Source organism: Marinobacter piscis (genome assembly GCF_007671655.1).
GTDB classification, from domain to species: domain Bacteria; phylum Pseudomonadota; class Gammaproteobacteria; order Pseudomonadales; family Oleiphilaceae; genus Marinobacter; species Marinobacter piscensis.
Genome location: NZ_VCGX01000002.1, coordinates 238,948 through 259,600, shown reverse-complemented (window position 1 = coordinate 259,600; position 20,653 = coordinate 238,948). Strand labels below are relative to the sequence as shown.

The 20,653-nt window shown below is 54.9% G+C and carries 15 protein-coding genes; 4 read left to right on the top strand and 11 right to left on the bottom strand.

Annotation, left to right across the window (positions count from 1 at the left end; translation table 11 throughout):
* Nucleotides 1-24 precede the first annotated feature (24 nt).
* The 3 genes from FFI95_RS06880 to FFI95_RS06870 all read left to right on the top strand — a co-directional run bounded on the left by FFI95_RS06880 (nt 25) and on the right by FFI95_RS06870 (nt 3,279).
* Nucleotides 25-636 carry a peptidylprolyl isomerase gene (locus tag FFI95_RS06880; RefSeq protein WP_144821694.1) on the top strand — a complete coding sequence of 204 codons (612 nt, stop codon included), beginning with the start codon at nt 25-27 and terminating at the stop codon, nt 634-636.
* Between the two features lie 7 nt (nt 637-643).
* Nucleotides 644-2,578 (top strand): bifunctional tRNA (5-methylaminomethyl-2-thiouridine)(34)-methyltransferase MnmC2/FAD-dependent 5-carboxymethylaminomethyl-2-thiouridine(34) oxidoreductase MnmC1, encoded by a 1,935-nt coding sequence (gene mnmC / locus FFI95_RS06875; protein ID WP_186311975.1) that lies wholly within the window; start codon nt 644-646, stop codon nt 2,576-2,578.
* Nucleotides 2,579-2,652: 74 nt separating this feature from the next.
* Entirely contained in the window at nt 2,653-3,279 is a 627-nt protein-coding gene (locus FFI95_RS06870) for a CBS domain-containing protein (RefSeq protein ID WP_144821693.1), read from the top strand.
* Between the two features lie 12 nt (nt 3,280-3,291).
* Here FFI95_RS06870 and FFI95_RS06865 read toward each other — a convergent pair whose 3' ends face one another.
* The 5 genes from FFI95_RS06865 to FFI95_RS06845 form a co-directional block, all read right to left on the bottom strand.
* A complete protein-coding gene (locus tag FFI95_RS06865) occupies nt 3,292-6,039 on the bottom strand; it encodes a hypothetical protein (RefSeq protein ID WP_144821692.1) in 2,748 nt (915 codons plus the stop codon).
* A 108-nt stretch (nt 6,040-6,147) separates the two neighbouring features.
* Nucleotides 6,148-8,178 (bottom strand): NAD-dependent DNA ligase LigA, encoded by a 2,031-nt coding sequence (gene ligA, locus FFI95_RS06860; RefSeq protein ID WP_144821691.1) that lies wholly within the window; start codon nt 8,176-8,178, stop codon nt 6,148-6,150.
* 77 nt (nt 8,179-8,255) lie between these two features.
* Entirely contained in the window at nt 8,256-9,245 is a 990-nt protein-coding gene (zipA, locus tag FFI95_RS06855) for a cell division protein ZipA (protein ID WP_144821690.1), read from the bottom strand.
* 147 nt (nt 9,246-9,392) lie between these two features.
* Nucleotides 9,393-12,893 (bottom strand): chromosome segregation protein SMC, encoded by a 3,501-nt coding sequence (gene smc / locus FFI95_RS06850; RefSeq protein ID WP_144821689.1) that lies wholly within the window; start codon nt 12,891-12,893, stop codon nt 9,393-9,395.
* 1 nt (nt 12,894) lies between these two features.
* Nucleotides 12,895-13,575, bottom strand: coding sequence for a GntR family transcriptional regulator (locus FFI95_RS06845; RefSeq protein WP_144821688.1), 681 nt, complete (start codon nt 13,573-13,575; stop codon nt 12,895-12,897).
* Between the two features lie 256 nt (nt 13,576-13,831).
* Here FFI95_RS06845 and FFI95_RS06840 point away from each other — a divergent pair, with 256 nt between their 5' ends.
* Entirely contained in the window at nt 13,832-14,758 is a 927-nt protein-coding gene (locus FFI95_RS06840; protein ID WP_144821687.1) for a GGDEF domain-containing protein, read from the top strand.
* Nucleotides 14,759-14,802: 44 nt separating this feature from the next.
* Here the strand turns inward: FFI95_RS06840 and rluB are convergent, their stop codons facing one another.
* From rluB to sucC, 6 genes are all read right to left on the bottom strand, one after another.
* Nucleotides 14,803-15,762: a 23S rRNA pseudouridine(2605) synthase RluB gene (gene rluB, locus FFI95_RS06835; RefSeq protein ID WP_144821686.1), complete on the bottom strand. Its 960-nt coding sequence runs from the start codon at nt 15,760-15,762 to the stop codon at nt 14,803-14,805.
* Between the two features lie 39 nt (nt 15,763-15,801).
* Entirely contained in the window at nt 15,802-16,395 is a 594-nt protein-coding gene (gene scpB / locus FFI95_RS06830; RefSeq protein ID WP_144821685.1) for an SMC-Scp complex subunit ScpB, read from the bottom strand.
* Nucleotides 16,392-17,219, bottom strand: coding sequence for a segregation/condensation protein A (locus FFI95_RS06825; protein WP_144821684.1), 828 nt, complete (start codon nt 17,217-17,219; stop codon nt 16,392-16,394). The genes scpB and FFI95_RS06825 overlap by 4 nt, the downstream gene beginning before the upstream one ends.
* Nucleotides 17,212-18,426, bottom strand: coding sequence for a tryptophan--tRNA ligase (locus FFI95_RS06820; protein WP_144821683.1), 1,215 nt, complete (start codon nt 18,424-18,426; stop codon nt 17,212-17,214). Before FFI95_RS06820 ends, FFI95_RS06825 begins: the two co-directional genes overlap by 8 nt.
* A 119-nt stretch (nt 18,427-18,545) precedes the next feature.
* Entirely contained in the window at nt 18,546-19,418 is an 873-nt protein-coding gene (gene sucD / locus FFI95_RS06815; RefSeq protein ID WP_144821682.1) for a succinate--CoA ligase subunit alpha, read from the bottom strand.
* Nucleotides 19,418-20,584, bottom strand: coding sequence for an ADP-forming succinate--CoA ligase subunit beta (gene sucC, locus FFI95_RS06810; RefSeq protein WP_144821681.1), 1,167 nt, complete (start codon nt 20,582-20,584; stop codon nt 19,418-19,420). The genes sucD and sucC overlap by 1 nt, the downstream gene beginning before the upstream one ends.
* Nucleotides 20,585-20,653 lie beyond the last annotated feature (69 nt).

The window sequence follows — 20,653 nt, the reverse complement described above, 5'->3', positions numbered from 1 at the left end:
ACAGAACAGACAGAGAGCCAGACAATGATAGATCTTCCGAAAAAGTCAGGGCGTATAATTCAGACCACACTTCTTGTGTGCAGCCTGGCGCTTCTACCCTTTCAGGTACACGCCCAAAACGGTAACGATACCACCAATGCTGACTTACCCAAGGTGCGGGTACTAACCAGCGAAGGGGCTATCACAATGCAGCTGCGACCGGATGTGGCTCCCAAAACCGTTGAAAACTTTTTGCAGTATGCTCGTAACGGTTTCTATGAGGGAACAATTTTTCATCGCGTTATTCCCGGCTTTATGATTCAGGGCGGTGGTTTCACAAAAGGCATGAAACGCAAGGAAACCCGCTCTCCCATTGATAATGAGGCATCCCCCACTCTTCCTAACCTGCGGGGCACCATTGCCATGGCCCGCACTCAGGCGCCCGATTCTGCAACCTCCCAGTTTTTTATTAACGTTGCGGACAATGATTTCCTGAACGCAGGCGTACGCGGAGCCGGGTACGCCGTTTTCGGGAAGGTTACTTCGGGTATGGGCGTGGTAGACGAGATTGCCGGCGTAAAAACAGCCCACGCCAAGGGAATGGCTGATGTACCGGTAACCCCCATTCTCATTGAAAGCATTACTGTGCTTGATTAATCACCCGATGCAACCTGCAAATACGCTGCCTTCCTCCCCCCTTCCCTCGATAGAACCGGCGGATCTGGAGTGGCATGAGGGTGTACCCGAATCAAAACAGTTCGGTGATATTTATTTCAGCCGGGAAAACGGTCTGGAAGAGTCCCGCTACGTGTTTATCGACCATAATAACCTTCCGGTACGCTTTGCGACGGTTCCGGAAGCGGGTGCGTTTGTGGTGGCAGAGAATGGGTTTGGCACAGGCCTGAACTTTCTCGCGACGTGGCAAGCCTGGAGTTCCTATGGGCCATCTCACGCGGCGACCCTGCACTTCATTTCAGCAGAGCGCTTCCCACTCACACCGCAAGACCTGGAAAAAGCCCTTTCATTCTGGCCTGAACTCAAAGAACTTGCGCACGAGTTGATTGCCAACTACCCGCCCCTGGTCCGGGGGGCTCATCGTTTGGTTCTGGGTAGTGGCAGAGTACGGCTGACCCTGTATTTTGGTGACCTGAACGACGCCTGGAGCAATCTCAGATTCAAAGCTGACGCCTGGTTTCTGGACGGGTTTGCACCCGCAGTTAACCCGGGCGCCTGGCAGGAAACAGCAGTGGAGCACATCCGCCAGCACAGCAAGCCGGGTACCACGCTGGCCACTTTTACGGCTGTTGGCTATATCCGCCGCCTTTTGCAAGGTGCCGGTGCTCAGATGCAAAAAACCAAGGGCTATGGGCGCAAGCGGGATATGCTCAGTGGGGTTTTCTGGCCGGATAGCCTGCCGTCTTCAAAAGCCACAGAGACCGTCACGCCATCTGTAACGATTGTCGGAGCCGGAATTGCCGGCTGCCTGCTTGCAAACAACCTGGCTCAGCGGGGCTACCCGGTTACGCTCATCGACTCTGCCAGTCAGGCAGGTGCAGCTGCCTCAGGCAACCTGCAGGGCGCCCTGTACGTTAAGCTCGGTGTTGAGTTTAATGCTCAGACTGAGTTTGCACTGTCTGCATTGACGTTCAGCCAGCGTTACTATGAGACTAATGGCGGTGAGTTCTGGCATCGGACGGGCCTGTTACAGTTGGCGTGGAACAGCAGCGAGGAGGATCGCCAACGCCGTTTTATCAGCCGCAACCAGTATCCGGAAGACATCCTGTACCCGGTCACCAAAAAAGCAGCTGAAATACAGGCCGGGATACCCCTGAGCAGTGGCGGGCTCTGGTTTCCCCGCAGTGGCTGGCTGGAACCGGCTGAGCTTTGCAGAATGCTTAGCACCCATCCGGCCATTCAAATGGTCTATAACTTCCCTGTCACACAGATGAGCCAGTCTGATGGCCAATGGCGTCTGTCTGGAGATACACCCGAACATGCACCTGTTTACACAGATTCCGTGGTGATCTGCGCTGGCCACAAGACGCCCGAAGTCATACCCGGCCAGAACCGTCTCCGCTTCAAGGCCATTCGCGGACAGGTAACTCATCTCCCGGACATATTATCCGCCAACCCGCGGGCCGTTATCTGTGGCGCACGCTACCTGAATCCTTTTTACACTATCGAGAACCAGCGGCAGGCGGTTATGGGCGCCACGTTCGACCTGCACGATAACACCCCTGAGCCAACGGCTGAGAGCCATCAGGAAAACCTGCATGCTCTTTCGGCCATGGTTCCGGCAGTGCTGCCTTCGGACAAAGCAGCGGCTATCGAGCCAGAACAGCTAGAGGGGCGCGCAGGGTTCCGTTGCACAACCCACGATTATCAACCTGTTGCCGGGCAGTTTTACGATAGCGAAGGAACACCGACGGACGGCCTATATTTGCTGACCGGGCTGGGCAGCAAAGGTCTTACCTATGCGCCACTGCTTGCAGAGTTTCTGGCTGATAAAATCTCGGGGCAACCCCTCGCCTTGCCGGCTTCCCTGATTAAACGGGTAGCAACCCGACGTATGCACCGGCTGCGAACAGCAAACAAATAGCCAATTATTGTTAATGTTTTTGGCCCAGATGCCGATAGCCTGTCTGATAACAATGTTTACTGAGGGTATGCCAAGTGTCCATTCATGTCAGCGAGCCGGGCCGGCCGGTCGGCACACGAATGCCGGAAGTACACGGCAGGCGCCGCGTGGGCGATGTCAGTCAGCTTGTTGGGTCTGCGCCGGTTAATCCGGAATATAGTGAAGCAACGGATGCAGAGCTTCAGTCAGCCCTTCATTCTGAGCGAACCCGGGCTCTTGAAGAATATGGTGCGGCCGCAGGCGAGCGTAAGGCTCAGCGACCCTACTTGCCAATTTCGTCGATCTACTCGCCAACGCTCCAGGTTGTGCAGGCCACTGCAACCATTGCAGACGCGATCACTTTAATGAAGGAGCATGACACCAACCATCTGGTGGTGATGGCTGAAGACAATGTCGCCGGGCTTTTGTCACAGCAGTGGTTGTTAGGCTGGCTCTATGAGCATACGGCCAATCCCTATACATCCATACTGACTCACATTGAATTACCGGCATTTTTAACCGCAACCCCTGAAACCGATGCGCATCAGCTTGCCAGACTGATGCTGGCCCACCAGCTTAATGCCGCTCTGGTTATGGATGCCCAGGCCTTCCCGGCAGGCGTTGTCACAAGCACAGATTATCTGCGGCTTTATGCCAGGTCGGAACAGCAAGGCCGTGTTTAAGAGCGGCTGGTATTAATTTGGCGAGTTTAAAAGCCGGCCTTCCGGGCTGAACAGGAGGATTTTCCAGCTTTCGCCTTCGCGAGCCAAGGCCACCACTTTGTCGTCCCGATAGTTACCAAGGCGGATGATGTCTGTCTCGCCGTCCAACTGGTAACGCCACTGATTCCGGAACACGGGCTCTTGTGCGTCCGGCTCGACATCTGGTGTCAGTGATATCCGAGTGACTATGCCTGAAATGGAACCATCGGCAACCCCATTAGCGGTAAACGCTCCATCCGTACTGCCGGCAGCAATCAAATCACCGGCAAAACTGGTAAGCGCTGCAAATGTTTCCCTGGAGCTGTCCGCCGCGTCGTCCAGATTCAATGCCCTGATAACCTTGCCGCCGGCTGTGTAGCCCAGAACAAATCCGCCCTGGCTGTCACTGCCTGAACTTGTCAGCGCAAGATTGTCATCGGGACCTGCCGTTACTGTATAAGTATGCGTACTGTTGCCCAATAACCACAGCGTACTGCCTTTTACCAACCCATCGGTGATCTGTTCATCCCCCTCTGTGCCGCGCTGGTACACAGTCAAAGGCCCACTCCCCGATGCAGTGGTGTAAAAATAGGCATCTTCACCTCCCAAGGAAGGTTCACCGTTAACCTGCCCTGCGGCGGAGCCAAACAGTAACGGGCTGGTACCTGTCGTGCTGGCACCTGCAACATGGTCATCACTGGAAGAGCCGGTCTGGCGCGTCCATTTTATTTCTGGCTCAACTCCCTCTCCGTCAGTATCCTTTTCAGGCAGTGAGTCAATGCGTTGGAGGAAACTGTCGACACCACCGGCTGACCTTTGCCCGGGCCAGGTGCCATTAGTCTCACCTGCAAGCACCACATATCCGCTTGCTGCTATGCCCGCCCAGCGAACAACATCCTTGCCCGCTGTGCCGGTGCGTAACGGCGAAGACCAGGTTTCGACATAGCGCTCTGCATCTCCATAGTGGTACAGAGCAGCAGCAATGTTCTGAGCACCTGCCTCGGTGCTGCCGGTAACTGGCTCATCCGTGTTATAAGCTACCACCAACTCGAAGCGATGGTGTGTAACCCTCCCTTCTGCAATCTCGCGCTTTGTGAAACCAACAACAGGATCAGGCTCGGATAAAGTCTCGCCCCCTGACGATACCTTCAGCGTCTGAACCGACTCTCCTTTTTGATTGAAAATGCGTAGCTGGACGCTATTATTCTCACTCGGGAGGTAACCGGCTACAAACAGTCTGCCGTCATGACCCACGGCGAGGTCTGTTACCTTAAAATCCTCTTGCCCCGCCACATCCAGCGGATGGGTCATTTCATTAATGCTTATTCTCAGCGGGTCACCGTCCCCTGCCCTGGCATAATTTTCACGACCCAGTTGATAGCTTTCATTCAAGCCCAACAAAATAACGCGGTCGTTCAGCCCCGTATTGGAATAGGAAGCTTTATCTATTCTGACCTCGAACTTAACTTCGTCGACCCCCTCAGGAAATATTAACTCGTTGCTGTTATTTGTCTGACCGCTGTCATCCGGCAACCCGATGCGGAACTCCTGGCCAATGGAGGCTGTGGAACCTTCCACCTCTCCTAGCTTTGCCCTGATTTCTCCATCACGCTTTCCTGTCAATCGGGCAGCATACAAAGGGGCATCGCCTATAGTCTGAGCAGCCCGGGTTCCACCGTTAATGGTTTCAAACCTCACCCGTGGCTCATTATCATTAATGACCAACCGCGTACTTGCCCCGGTATCATTTTCCCCCAGTGAGGCCAGACCAGATCGCACTTCCGTAAGGTTCAGGAAGGCTGCCTCCGCAGGTTCGGGGAAGCTGTCGTCCACCACTTCCAGGCGGATGTAGCACTCTGTGATACCCGGCTCGAGGGTAATAACACCACCCAGGCCGTCATCGCGATAGGTCAGATAGGAGGGAGCCTGAAGGGTGGAAACACCTTGCTCTTCATCACCACTTGCCAGTGCCACTATGTCCTTCCCAGGTATTGCCAAACCTGCATTGCCTTCACTGTGGTCACACTTTTGACTTCCCTCGCTCTCACCCGGATCACAGTTCCGGGGGTCATAGTCCGAGGTGAGCTCAAACGCAACGGCTACCCGGGTGACCGATGGCTGATCCAGCACCACTTTCACAAAAACCGGCCGCGTAGGAAAAGAAACTACCTTGGTCCCTGAGTTTTTTCCTTCGTTATCGTATTCGTTGATGCTGAAGCTGTGTTGCCCCTGGGTTTCCAGATCAGGCAATTCACATTGCGTCCTGCGGGAGTTGGGTATGGTTGAGGATGCACCTTCGATAAAGGTGTCTGCTTCAAGCGAAAGAGGGTTGCGCTTAACTTTAATATCGAAGGACTGGAACCCGGCCATGTCACCGTCGGTGGTGACAATATTGATGTCTGTGTACTCGCCCAGATCAGCATCACCGCGTGCGCCGCCGGTCAAACCTGGTACGCCCCGCATAATGATACCCTGGCGGGCTTTATTGCTGGTGTCTTCCAGTGCCAGCCAGGGTGGCGCATTGGTCAGACTGTAGTCGAGGATGCTCTCGCCACCATAAGCACCAAAATTATAGTAATATTCTACGCCCAGATACGCTGTGCCTGGCGTCGCGCCCAGAATGGTTGGCTGGTCCGGATCTTTCTCGGTTTTACAGCCGGCTATAATAAAGGTGAACAGTAACACCGTGGCTGTAGCCAGGTGTCTGGAAATGGCGGGACGAAAAACCAGCTTGGCACGCATGAAATAATCCGTTTCAGAACATTGTTGTTATGGCAATGGATGCCATGTTAACCAGTTTCGAAAACGGGGTATCTGCGCGAGTTCGCAGATTCGCCGGCCCGCCCGACGTTACATCAGGTTATGCTCCGCCAGCATCTCCAGTAACGCCGGCTCGTCGAGAACCCTGATACCCAGCTGCTCAGCTTTTGCCAGTTTGGAGCCGGCAGCTTCGCCGGCCACCACACAGGCTGTCTTTTTGGACACACTGCCGGCCACTTTGGCCCCCAGGGCTTCCAGTTTTTCCCGGGCATCACTGCGGGTCAGCTCCGCTAATGTACCGGTCAGTACCCAGGTTTGGCCCTGAAGCGGCCTGTCACCCGCAACTCGCTCCTCTTCTTGCCAACGCACTCCTGCTTCTTGTAAGGCTTCGAGAGTTTCCCGGTTATGGGGCTGCTCGAAAAAGCTGCGAATGTGCCCGGCCACAATCGGGCCAACATCAGTTACTTCCATGAGCGCGTCTTCATCTGCTTCCGCGACGGCTTCAAGGGTGCCAAAATGGCTCGCCAGAGATTTCGCCGTCGCTTCACCAACTTCCCGGATACCCAGTGCGTACAGAAAACGCCACAGTACGGGTTCGCGCGCGCCATCAATCGCGTCAAGCAAGTTACCCGCGGATTTTTCACCCATACGCTCCAGGCGCAGCAGGTGTTTTTTGGTCAACCGGTAAATATCCGCTACGGTTTTTACCAGGCCCTCATCGACAAGAATATCAATCCACTTGTCTCCCAGACCTTCGATATCCATCGCTTTCCGGGACGCATAATGGCGGATCGCCTCTTTTCTCTGGGCCGGGCAAAACAAACCACCGGAGCAGCGGGCGACAACTTCGCCCTCAATCTGGATGACGTCTGAACCACAGACCGGGCACTGCCCGGGAAGCTCCACCTGTTGCGCGTGTTCCGGGCGCTTTTCTGTCACCACTTTCACAACTTTCGGAATCACATCACCGGCCCGGCGAATAAAGACGGTGTCGCCAATACGGGCGTCCAGACGGCGGATTTCATCCATGTTATGAAGTGTTGCATTACTTACCGTAACGCCACCGACAAAGACGGGTTTAAGGCGGGCAACCGGGGTTACAGCGCCTGTGCGCCCAACCTGAAACTCCACATCTTCAATCACCGTCATCTCTTCCTTGGCAGGAAACTTCTGGGCAATTGCCCAGCGTGGCGCCCGGGACACAAAGCCCAGCGCCTGCTGCTGATCCAGACGGTTAACCTTGAAAACAATGCCGTCAATTTCATAGGGCAGGGACTCACGTTTTTCCATGAGTTCCTGGTAGGCCTGCAAGCACTCTGTTGCCCCATGGGCTATACGCATCTCCGGGTTTATCCGGAACCCCCAGCGTTCAACCTGCTTCAGGTTTTCCCACTGGGTGTCCGGCAACAGGCTTTCGTCTGTGACTGCGACACTGTATGCGCACATTTCCAGAGGGCGTCGTGCGGTAACCGTAGACTTTTTCTGCCGCAGGCTTCCGGCCGCCGCATTCCTGGGGTTTACAAAGGTTTTTTCACCTTGCCCTGCGAGTCGGGTATTCAATGACTCAAAACCGGCTCTGGGCATATATACTTCGCCCCGGATTTCTACCAGGTCAGGCACATCCTCACCCCGAAGCTGCAAGGGTACTGACGGAATGGTACGGATGTTTGCTGTAATGTCTTCACCGGAATAGCCGTCGCCCCGGGTCGCCGCGCGTGTCAGTGCACCCTGCTCATAATGCAGACTGACGGCCAGCCCATCGAGTTTGGGCTCACACACGTATTCAACATCTGTCTCAACGTTAAGGCGGTCTTTCACCCGGCGGTCAAAATCACGGAGTTCTTCGTCGCTGAAGGCGTTATCCAGCGACAGCATGGGCAGCCGGTGTACCACTTTTTCAAAACTGGTTTCTGCCTTGGTTCCCACTCTTTGCGTGGGCGAGTTAGCCGATGCCAGCTCCGGGTTCTCTGCCTCCAGTTCCTGCAATTCCCGGAACAGCCGGTCATACTCAGCATCCGGAATCCCCGGATCATCGAGCACATAATACCGGTAGTTATGTTCATCAAGGGCAGTTCGCAGCTCGGTTACCCGCCTGACGATATCCGGTGATGTTTCACTCATAAACCTGTGCTCTCAGCTATCAAAAAAATGCCCGGAATGATCCGGGCATTGCTGTTTCAGTCCTGATCCCGGTGGCCTCAGTAGCGCGGGGACCGCTGTTTGCGTTCAAACTCACGTATACGTTGCCGGCAATGTTCAACTGTCTGGGCTGTCATAACGCTGCGGCGTTCATCCTTCAGCTCGCCGCCCAGGTTGCGCACAACACACTGTGCTGTCTCATACATGAAATCAAACGCCTGCATGGCGTTGGTGGGCCCGGGCAGGCTCATAAAGAAGCTGATCCCCGGTGTTGTCATAGCGGCAACATTATCCGGCACAAATGTGCCTGGTTCCACAGCATTAGCAACGCTGAACTGTACCGGTGTTGTGGTGTCCTCGGCTTCATGGCGATGGTAAATCTTCATATCACCGTGTTCCAGACCACAGGCTTCAAACAGCTTCTGTAATGCTGTTCCACTGAACTCTTCTCCCTGGCGGGCAAGCACGTTAATCACAATGACTTCCCGGGCTTCGGGACGGTTAGCGCCAGCTAATGGTTGTTCCCGGCCTGTTTCCAGGGGCTCGCGCCGGGCGGTATCTTCTTCAACATTTACCGGCTCGTCCGAATTTTCTTCCGGGAACTCCGGGTCCTCACTTTCTGCGCCCCAGCCGGTATCGGCGATGGGTTCGTTCTCCTGGAAAGAAGAAAGGCCCGTTTCTTCAGTTTCAACCTCGTCATCAAAGCCAGTTGCTCCGCCCTCTTCTTCGACAAAAGAGGGGGCGCGGGCAGGCTCGTGCACGGGTCGGGTCGGCTTCTGTTGCGGCGTGCGGGCAGAAGATTTTTCTGCACGTCGAACGTAGCCACGCTCCTCCAGAGAATCTTTTGATATGCTCCTCGCTCCACCGTTCGGAAGCTCAGGGTTATGGTCGTCATCCAGTGGCGACGACTCTTGCAGATCATCGGCACCCATTCCGGAAGAAATCGCACTGGACTCCTTGCGGGCACGATGCATACGTCTTAAACCGTCAATGACAATACCGATGATAACCAGGGTACCGATGGCTATTAACCATTCCCTTAGTGACATAATTCTGCTGTCCTGTTTACAGATCAGATCCGGGAGCGAATTGGGGGCTCCGCGTGATACTCTAAAAAAAGCACGGCCTGAATACAACGCAAAGCCGCTTCACATGGCCTTTTTGTCATGGTTGATGATTTTCTGAGCCGTTGTTTTTTACGCCTCGGCCAGTGCTGCGGCTTCCTCCACATCGACCGTTACCAAGCGCGAACATCCGGGCTCGTGCATCGTAACCCCCATCAGTTGATCGGCCATTTCCATGGCGATCTTGTTATGGGTTATATAAATAAATTGTACCTGTTTTGACATTTCCTTAACCAGGTTGGCGTAGCGGCCTACGTTCGCATCATCCAGAGGCGCATCAACCTCATCAAGCATACAGAAGGGCGCCGGGTTAAGCTGAAAAATGGAGAATACCAGTGCGATGGCAGTCAGCGCTTTCTCGCCACCGGACAACAGATGAATGGTGCTGTTCTTTTTCCCCGGGGGGCGGGCCATAATGGCGACACCGGTTTCCAGAAGGTCTTCGCCGGTCAGTTCCAGTGACGCGTTACCCCCACCAAACACTTTCGGGAACAGTGCCTGAAGGCCGCTGTTTACCTGATCAAAGGTTTCGCGGAAGCGCTGGCGGGTCTCACGGTCGATTTTCCGGATGGCCGCATCCAGGGTTTCAAGCGCCTCGGTCAGGTCATCGTACTGACTGTCGAGATAGGTTTTCCGCTCACTCTGAACCTGGTACTCCTCAATCGCGGCCAGGTTAATGGCGCCCAGTCGCTGAACCCTTCTTCCAATTTTTTCCAGCTCGTCAGCCCATTCTTCCTGACTGGCATTGTCAGGCAACTGTGATAACACGTCCTGTAGTTTTACATCGAGCTCTTCAAGCTGCTCAAGATGATTACCAGAACGGATCTCGAGCGCCTGAGATTCCATTTTCAGTTTTTCCAGGGTTGCACGGACTTCCTGAATCCGTTGATCTGTGCGGCTTCTGCCCTGCTCTTTTTCCCGCACATCACGGTCAATTTCCTCCAGAGCATCCCGGGCCTGGCCAAGCTTCTCCTCTTCCGCTACACGGCGATCAAGCAGCCCTTCAAGCTGCATCTGAAGATCTTCAATGGGTTCTTCAGCACTTTCACGCGATTCTCTGAGCATTTCCAGGCGCTCTTCCAGTCGCTCTTTCTGCAACCGGGAGCGGTCGAGGGTCTGACTCAGAGCCTCCCGCTGACTGGTGAGTGTCTGCAACTGTAACTGCAACTGATGTGCGTGATCCCGGTCGTGACGGGCTTGCTGGCGCAGGCCATCCAGCCTCTCTCTCAGCGTGTCCCGCTGTTCGAGCAAGCGCTCTTTTTCCTCATCACTGTCTTCGGTCAACGCCAGTGCCTGCTGCCATTCCTCCCGGGTAATGCCAAGATCTTCCTGATGGGTCTCCAGGCGCTGTGTTATGTCTGATACATCTTCGTGAATCTGTGCAAGCCGTGCCTCTATCTGCTCGGCACGGGCACTGAGACCACTGATGTCGGAGGCCAGTTTGCTGAGCTTGCGGTCTGTTTCGCTTAATCGGGCCTGAGCGTCCTCTTTATCTGCCTCAGCCCTTTCAGTTCGCTCCTGAAGTGTTTCGCTAACGGCTTTCACTTCTTCCAGATTTTCTTCTGCCAGCGCCAGCTGCCCGGTCAGCTCAGAGACTTTTTTCTGTCGCTCGATAACGCCAACCTGGCCGGTATCAGAATCCGGCATCAGCACCCAGCCCCGTGCAACCCAGACTCCTTCACGGGTAATCAGGCTCTGGCCTTCTTCCAGATACTCCCGCTGTGCCATGGCTTCGTGCACAGACTCCGCCGTATCGATCCCCGCCAGCAAGGACCTGAGCGGACCGATCCCGGTTACCTTGGCTGCCAGCTCCCCGGCTGCCGACTCTGTTTCTGCATCCGTAGGTGATGCAACCAGAACCAGCCCTTCAGGTGCTGTCTGCACAGCCCGGGAAAGCGCCCCCAGGTCCGGAGCCAGAAGCCCCTGGCTGAAACGGCCGATCACCTGCTCCAGCGCAAACTCCCATCCGGACTCTATTTCCAGCTCGCCTGCAAGACGGGGAAGCTCGCCAAGCCCATGTTCCGCGAGCCAGGACTGCAGAGCGTTATTGTGTCCGCCCATCTGCTCGGATAACAGGGATTGCTGGGATTCCAGTGCTGCTTGCAGGCTCTGCACTCGCTGCTGAGCCTGCGCCAGCTTATGTTCGGTTTCACGCTGACTATGCCGCGCATTCCGGAGTTCCTCCTGAACCCTCTCAATGCGTTCGGATGCCTCTTCCCGTTGCAGATTGAGAACTTCCTCCTGCTCTCGCAGATCTTCCAGTTCCGAGCGGTCTACCTGAGCGTTCAGCTGCGTTTGCTCCTCGTTGAGCTTACGCTGGCGTGTCATTAACTGTTCTATCGCTTCCTCCAATGACCGGATACGCGATTGTGCAAGCTCAGCCTCGCGGCGGGCATCAGCAGAGCGTGAGCTGAATTCTTCCCAGTGCTGCTGCCATTCCGCCATGGCTTCTTCCGCCAGCTGGAGTTTTTCGCCTGATTCTTCAGTCTGAAGAGTCAGCGACTCCTGCTCAGGCTCAAGCATTTCCAGCTCTTCCTGAATGTGCTCTAGCTTGTCCTGATCCAGACTCAGCTCCCGCGCCAACTCCTTTTCGCTGGCCATTGCCTGGTCGAGCTCTGCTGCTGTCTGCCGGCTACGTTCCTGTTGATGCTCAAGGCTCTGCTCAATACGGGCGATGTCGGCACCGGCTTCATAATAGCGGGCCTGGGCCCGGTTGAAATGTTCGGTACGCTCGTGATGACTGTCCCGCAGGGACTCGAGGCCGGTTTCAAGGCTGATTCGCTCGGTGAGCAGCTTTTCAAGCTCAAGCTCGGTTTCACGAATACGACTGCGCCAGCTATGAAGATCGTTGTCGAGTGACTGCCAACGCAAAACCGTCAGTTCGGCCTTCTTCTGGCGTTCCTCTTGTTTCAGGGTCTTGTACTTTTCTGCCGCAGCGGCTTGCCGTTCCAGGTGTTGCAACTGGCGCCCCAGCTCTTCCCGGAGGTCCGTCAGGCGCTCGAGGTTTTCCTGGGTGCGGCGCATCCGGTTTTCTGTCTCCCGCCGCCGTTCCTTGTACTTGGATATCCCCGCGGCTTCCTCAATATAAACCCGCAGTTCTTCCGGCTTGGCTTCAATCAGCCGTGAAATCATCCCCTGTTCGATAATGGCATAGCTGCGCGGGCCCAGGCCGGTGCCCAGGAACAGGCCGGTAATGTCCCGACGACGGCACTTGGCACCGTTAAGAAAGTAGTCAGACTGCCCTTCACGGGACACCCGGCGGCGCACGGAAATTTCGTTGAACTGCACAAACTCACCGGGTGCCGACCCATCACTGTTATCAAAGACCAGCTCGATAGAAGCCTGCCCCACCGGCTTGCGAGCGCTGGAGCCATTAAAGATAACATCGGTCATGGACTCGCCACGCAGGTATTTCGCGGAACTTTCACCCATGACCCAGCGCACGGCATCAATAATATTGGATTTGCCGCAACCATTAGGGCCCACCACGGCAGTCATATTGGTGGGGAATGGAACGGTGGTAGGGTCAACAAAGGACTTGAACCCTGCAAGTTTGATGGACTTCAGGCGCATATCATGCGCTCTCCTCCATAAGAGTGCTTAGCACCTGCTGGCGCTGATATTCGCCGAATGCCTGTATGGCTGACTGTAGACATTTTGCGTCGCCGCTTTGCGCGGCTGCACCCAGGCGTTGAAAAAAGACGGCGGTTTCGTCTATGCCTTCCTGAAAATTTTCCAGGGCAAGAAAGCAGGTACGGCTGATTGCCGGCCGGAAGTTTTCCAGGGTTTCTTCGAGAAACGGGTTCTCAACCAGGCCGTAAGCGTAACGCACAACACCAAAACCGGCATCAATCACTCGCTCAGCTGCATCCGGGCCGGTTGAGTTTAACGCCTGAATGACGGCCTCTACTTCGCGAACCCGACTCAGTACGCCGCCCAGCTCATCACTTGCCCAACGCTCAAGCACCTTACGGGCAAGCATGCACAGCAGGTTAATGTAGACGTCATACAGGTTGTTAACGCTGGCAACCGTCAAACTGGATACAACAGCCCCCCGACGCGGAAAAATATCCACCAGATGCCGGCGTTTGAGAATTAACAAAGCTTCTCGCACAGAACCCCGACTCACATTGAGATCGCCGGCAACCTTCAGTTCCTGAACCCGGACTCCGGGCTCCAGTTCCCGGGTGACAATCCTGTGACCCAGATGCTGAGCGATTTGTTCAGAAAGGCTTTCCGGGGCCTGAAATGTCATAGGGTGTCATGCTCACTTTTACGGTGGTGTAAATACAAGTTCCGGAGTTTACCACAGGGATTCGTCAGCCCCAGCCCCTGCACCCCGGGAAGGCACCGTCAGTATTCTGTCAGTTACGACCTGTCCCGGGCCGCCGGAACCTTAGAACCCCGTCAATTATACACAAGCTATTGATAAGATGAATAATTTTCGTTTCCGGCATGAGCCTTGCAAAGGTTATTGCAATTTTGACCAACTTGCCAAAGAGACAATCTCAGTGAAACACACTCCATCGACTCCACGAACCATCAGCCAACCAAACGATCTGGCAATACTACGGCAGGCTCACCAGGAGTGGACGCATAGCACTGACCCATTCACCCGACTTACACGCCGCCTTTCCAGCAGCCTTTCTCTGGAAACGCTGACGGGCATCCTCGCTGAAGAGCTGGGTAATGTTATCCCGTTTGATTCCCTCACCTATCGCCATCAGATTGCAGACCGGGATTTTATTTATGCTACCGGACTCGGTGGGCCTCACAGTTGTGAATACCGTCTGAACCTGGAAGGCGTCAATTATGGAATCCTGACACTCAAGCGCCGCAAGGCTTTTTCAGAAGACGAGCTGGAGGGCATTGAGATGGTCATCAGTGCTGCCATCCTTCCATTGCGCAACGCCTGCCATTACATGACCATAGAGCAGGCAGCTCTTACTGACGCCCTGACCTCTGTCCCCAATAAGCGGGCTATGGATGAACAATTACAACGGGCAAGCATGCTGGCAAACAGGCATGGCGGAGACTACTCGTTAATTCTGTGCGATCTTGACCGTTTCAAAAACGTAAATGACCAGCATGGTCATGTGGTGGGCGATCACCTTTTGCGACTGACCGCAGAAGCGCTTGAAGGTGCGGTCAGGAATTCTGATACAGTTTATCGATTCGGAGGTGAAGAGTTTGCCGTTCTGCTTCCCCATACGGGTGAGCGGGAAGCGAAAGCCGTAGCCGAGCGGATACGGACAGCGGTGGCTGCCATATCCATAGACTGCGGCGACAGCAAGCTTTCCGTAACGATTAGTTGCGGTGTTGCCCGGTACTTGCCGGATGAAGGCGCTGATCAATGGAAAACACGCGCCGATCAAGCTCTCTACATTGCAAAACGCGAAGGCAGAAACTGCACCAGAGTCTTTGCTGGTATTCGTTAAGCAGCCAGGCCAAACCCTTGCCCCGGCCACCCACTTTGAGCCTGTTACTTGCGAGGTGAACCCTTTCTTTTTTGGGGTCTGTCACTGCCACCGCGCGACTTGTCGGCCCCCTTTTTACGGGCGGGCCCGGTGTCACTGACATCCCAGCGCCGGGCGCCAGGCTTTCTGCCGCCTCCCGGGCTTTTCTTTCGCTGCCGCTCCTGGGAGGCACGCTCATCCGGCGTTTTTTGCGGTATATCCAGGGTTGCCAGACCTACAGTACGGCTGAGAGTATTAACCGCCTTCTGGTCCAGCTCCTCCCATTTGCCCAGCGTCAGGCGGCTGGGTAAAAACACCGGCCCGTACCTTACCCGTTTGAGGCGACTCACACGCACCCCCTGCGATTCCCACAAACGCCGCACTTCACGGTTACGACCTTCAAGCAAGGTAACGTGGAACCAGCGGTTCATTCCGCTACCGCCTGCAGGGCTGATATCGCTGAATTTGGCCATACCATCTTCAAGCAATACACCGGCTTTCAGGCGTTCAATCATGGCTTCGTCCACCTCCCCGAATACCCTGACTGCGTATTCGCGGTCAATCTGACTTGAGGGGTGCATGAGGCGGTTGGCAAGCTCGCCATCTGTGGTGAACAGAACCAGGCCCGTAGTGTTGATATCCAGGCGGCCAATGGAAATCCAGCGGTTGTCTTTCAGCCTTGGCAGTCGGTCAAATACCGTGGGACGCCCTTCCGGGTCTTTGCGGGTGTTCACCTCACCTTCGGGCTTGTTATAAATGAGAACCCGACGCACGGTTACCGCTGCAGACGCAACGTCCAGCTGCTTGCCATCCAGCTCAAACCTGTCACTGACCGTTGCTTTCTGTCCCGGTGAAACCGTGTGACCATTAACGGTAAGGCGCCCTGCTTCCATCCAGCCTTCAACCTCCCGGCGCGAACCCACTCCTGCACGGGCAAGAAGTTTTTGAACCCTTTCAGGGCCCTCATTAGTGGCTGTATCCGCCATATACCTGATCCTTAAATGCTAACTGATACCAGAACGGTGTCAGTGAATTGTCTGAGCTGATGATTGAATATTTTTTTCTATCTCCCGCCCGATTTCTTCCAGATCCCGGATTTCCGAGAGAGGAGGAAGCTGATCCAGACCGGACAAATTGAAGTAATCGAGAAATTTCCGGGTGGTTGCATACATGGCCGGCCGTCCCGGAACATCACGGTGGCCGACGATCCGTACCCACTCTCGCTCAACAAGGGTGCGGATGATATTGCTGCTTACCGCAACACCCCGAACTTCTTCTATTTCGCCTCGCGTAATCGGCTGCCGATAGGCAATCAAAGCCAGGGTCTCGAGCAACGCCCTTGAGTATTTCTGGGGCTTCTCTTCAAACAAACGACTGACCCAGGGCGTAAACTCTTCACGCACCTGAAGACGATAACCGCTGGCCACTTTAACCAACTCAAATCCACGCCCCAAGCAGGCTTTTTCCAGCAGCACCATCACATGCTCCATGTCCTTCCGGGCGGGGCGCTCATCCTCGGTAAACACACTCCTGATTTCATCAAGGGAAAGGGGTTTACCCGCTGCCAACAAGGCAGCCTCGACAATCATCCGAATCTTCTCAAGCTGTTCTTCACTCATGATGGCTCCCCATCAGCCTGAGCAGAAGCCTCGTGATGTGCTGTTCTTGCACGCACATGGATCGGGCCCATTACGTCTGTCTGAACCACGTCGATCAGTTGTTCTTTTACCAGTTCCAGTGTCGCCAGAAACGTGACGACTACCCCCAGGCGCCCTTCCTCATAAGAGAAGAGGCTCTGAAACGTAACAAACGCCTCGCCCTGTAACTGCGATAAAATGGCGGACATTCGCTCGCGGGTGGACAACCGCTCTTTTTCCACCTGATGACTGGTGAACAGATCGGCACGCTTGAGCACGCCCTGCAGAGCAAGCAGCAGGTCCCGCATATCAACGTCCGGGTGAACCTGTGTTGACGGCAACCGGGGCAGGTCTGCAGAGGCAGAAAACGTGTCGCGCTCCATACGCGGTAAACTGTCAATATCTTCTGCAGCTTGCTTAAAACGCTCATATTGTTGCAGACGGCGAATCAGCTCGGCCCGGGGATCCACTTCGTCCTCATCCTCGGACTCATGGCTTGGCAACAACATACGGGATTTGATTTCCGCAAGCGTTGCCGCCATAACCAGGTATTCCGCAGCCAACTCAAAGCGCATGGCCTCAACAGCCCCGATGTATTCCATGTACTGTTGGGTTATTTCACTCACGTCTATATCCAGAATGTCCATATTCTGGCGCCGTATCAGATACAACAACAGATCCAGAGGCCCCTCAAAGGCCTCCAGGAATACCGCAAGTGCATCCGGTGGGATGTACAGGTCACTGGGAAGGTCGACAACCTCTTTCCCGGAAACCCGCGCCACCGGCACTTCTTCCTGCTTATCGATAGTTCAGACCCATTGCTGACCGAACTTCTTCCAGTGTATCCCGTGCTGCGTCTCTGGCGCGTTCACGCCCCTCCTGAAGAATGGAGTACACCAGATCGGGGCTGTTTTCGTATTCAACCGCCCGCTCACGTAGTGGACGCTGTTCTTCCAGCACCGAATCAATCAACGGTTTTTTGCACTCAAGACAGCCAATGCCGGCGTTACGGCAGCCAGTTTCTACCCAGTCCCTGGTTTCTTTATCAGAGTACACCTGATGCAGTCCCCACACCGGGCACTTCTCCGGCTCCCCCGGATCAGTCCGGCGAATGCGCTGGGGGTCTGTCTGCATGGTACGGATTTTCTGCACCACGCTATCCGGTTCTTCCCGCAAGCCTATGTAGTTGTTATAGGACTTGGACATCTTGTGACCATCAAGCCCCGGCATTTTCGAGTCGGGCGTAAGCAGTGGGTGTGGCTCGGGTAATATGATCTTGCCGCCACCTTCTATATAGCCGTACAGGCGCTCACGATCCCCAATAGAGATATTTTGTTGCTCCATCAGAAGGGCACGGGCTGTCTCCAGCGCGTCCATATCGCCTTCTTCCTGGTAGCGCTTTTTGAGCGTGCGATACAGTTTGGCGTTTTTCTTGCCCATTTTTACAATCGCAGCTTCTGACTGTTCTTCAAACCCGGGTTCCCGGCCATATACATGATTGAAACGGCGGGCAATCTCCCGGGTAATTTCTACGTGCGAGACCTGGTCTGCGCCGACAGGCACCCTACCCGCCCGATACATCAGGATGTCTGAAGACATCAGCAGCGGATACCCCAGAAAGCCGTAGGTTGCCAGGTCCTTTTCCCGCAGTTTTTCCTGCTGGTCCTTATAGGTAGGCGTGCGCTCAAGCCAGCCCAAAGGCGTAATCATGGACAATAAAAGGTGCAGCTCCGCGTGCTCAGGTACCTGCGACTGTATGAACATGGTGGACGAGCCCGGGTTTACGCCTGAGGCAAGCCAGTCGATGACCATGTCCCAGACACTGTCTTTAATACCGGACGGATCATCATACTGGGTGGTCAGCGCATGCCAGTCGGCGATAAAAAAGAAGCACTCGAATTCGTGCTGGAGTTTCACCCAGTTTTTCAGCACACCGTGATAATGACCTAGGTGCAGCTTGCCGGTTGGACGCATACCGGACAAAACCCGTTGCTGGGAATCTACAGAACTCAAAGCACAAACTCCTTCTATTGAATAGGGACTCGCCTATGATAGATCAGGCGAACAGGCATTATAAATAAAAAACCCCCGCTCTGCAGAACAGAAGCGGGGGTTTCCGGAAAGAAACCAGCTTACCAGCCGGTTACTTCCTTCAGAGCCTTGCCAATTTCGGCCAGACTGCGCACGGTTTTAACACCGGCGTCGTTCAAAGCAGCAAACTTTTCGTCTGCGGTGCCTTTACCACCAGAGATAATGGCACCTGCGTGTCCCATACGTTTGCCCGGAGGTGCGGTAACACCGGCAATGTAGGCAACCACAGGCTTGGTAACATTCTCTTTGATGAAGGCTGCGGCTTCTTCTTCCGCAGTACCGCCAATTTCACCAATCATTACGATCGCTTCGGTCTGGGCGTCGTCCTGCAGCAACTGCAGGATGTCGATAAAGCTGGAGCCCGGGATCGGGTCGCCGCCAATACCAACACACGTCGACTGGCCGTAACCAAAGTCTGTTGTCTGCTTAACCGCTTCGTAAGTCAGGGTGCCCGAACGGGATACGATGCCGACCTTGCCTGGCTTGTGAATATGGCCCGGCTGAATGCCGATCTTTGTTTCTCCCGGAGTGATAACACCCGGGCAGTTGGGCCCGATCATGCGCACGCCTTTGCTGTCAACATACTCTTTGGCGTACAGCATATCGATGGTCGGAATACCTTCAGTGATACAGACGATCAGCTCGATACCGGCATCGGCCGCTTCAATGATGGCGTCCTTACAGAACGGAGCCGGAACGTAAATGACTGAGGCTTCCGCGCCCGTCTGCTCCACGGCTTCCCGTACTGTGTTAAACACGGGCAGACCAAGGTGTTCAGTTCCACCTTTGCCCGGGCTCACGCCACCGACCATTTTGGTGCCGTATTCGATAGCCTGCTCAGAGTGGAATGTACCCTGCGCGCCGGTAAAGCCCTGGCAGATTACCTTCGTGTCTTTATTAATCAGGATGCTCATTATTTACCCCCTGCGGCTTTAACGACTTGCTCTGCAGCATCAGCCAGACTGCTGGCCGCAATGATGTTCAGGTCACTGTCAGCCAATACCTTTGAACCCACGTCAGCGTTGTTACCTTCAAGACGCACAACCACGGGCACTTTTACACCAACTTCTTTGACTGCACCGATGATGCCTTCTGCAATCATGTCGCAGCGGACGATACCACCGAAGATGTTAACCAGTACCGCCTGCACTGCATCGTCAGACAGGATAATCTTGAACGCTTCCGATACGCGCTCTTTGGTCGCACCGCCACCAACGTCCAGGAAGTTGGCAGGTTCACCGCCGGACAGTTTGATAATGTCCATGGTGCCCATGGCCAGACCTGCGCCGTTTACCATGCAGCCGATATTGCCATCCAGCGCAACGTAGTTGAGCTCCCAGGCTGCTGCTTCCGCTTCACGGGCATCTTCCTGCGAAGGATCACGCATTTCCTGCAATTTCTTCTGGCGGTACAGGGCGTTGCTGTCTGCGCCAATCTTGGCGTCCAGGCAGTGCAGATCACCTTCCGGAGTGATGACCAGCGGGTTGATTTCCATCAGTGCCAGGTCATAGTCTTCGAACATTTTGGCCAGACCCAGAAAGATCTTCGTAAACTGACCAATCTGCTTGCCCTCAAGGCCCAGCTTGAACGCCAGTTCGCGGCCCTGGTATGGCTGCGGGCCGACCAGCGGGTCGATCTCAGCCTTCAGAATTTTTTCGGGTGTTTCTTCCGCAACTGTTTCAATTTCAACACCGCCTTCTGTAGACGCCATGAAAACAATGCGGCGAGTACCACGGTCAACAACAGCGCCCAGGTACAGCTCCTGATCGATATCCGTCAAAGACTCAACCAGAATTTTGCTGACCGGCTGACCGTTCTCATCAGTCTGGAAAGTGACCAGTTGCTTGCCCAGCCACTGTTCCGCAAAGGCGCGGATGTCGTCAGTGTTCTTGACCAGCTTTACGCCACCTGCCTTACCACGGCCACCGGCGTGTACCTGAGCTTTTACCACCCAGCCGTCACCACCGATTTTTTCTGCAGCGGCTACTGCTTCATCCGGAGTATCACAGGCAATGCCCTGGGATACAGGCAAGCCATATTCAGCAAAAAGCTGTTTGCCCTGATATTCATGCAAGTTCATAGTTTATGTCCCGCTATTTGATGGAGGATAACCACGTACGGAAGAGGACCCGCAGCTCCCCGAACGGAG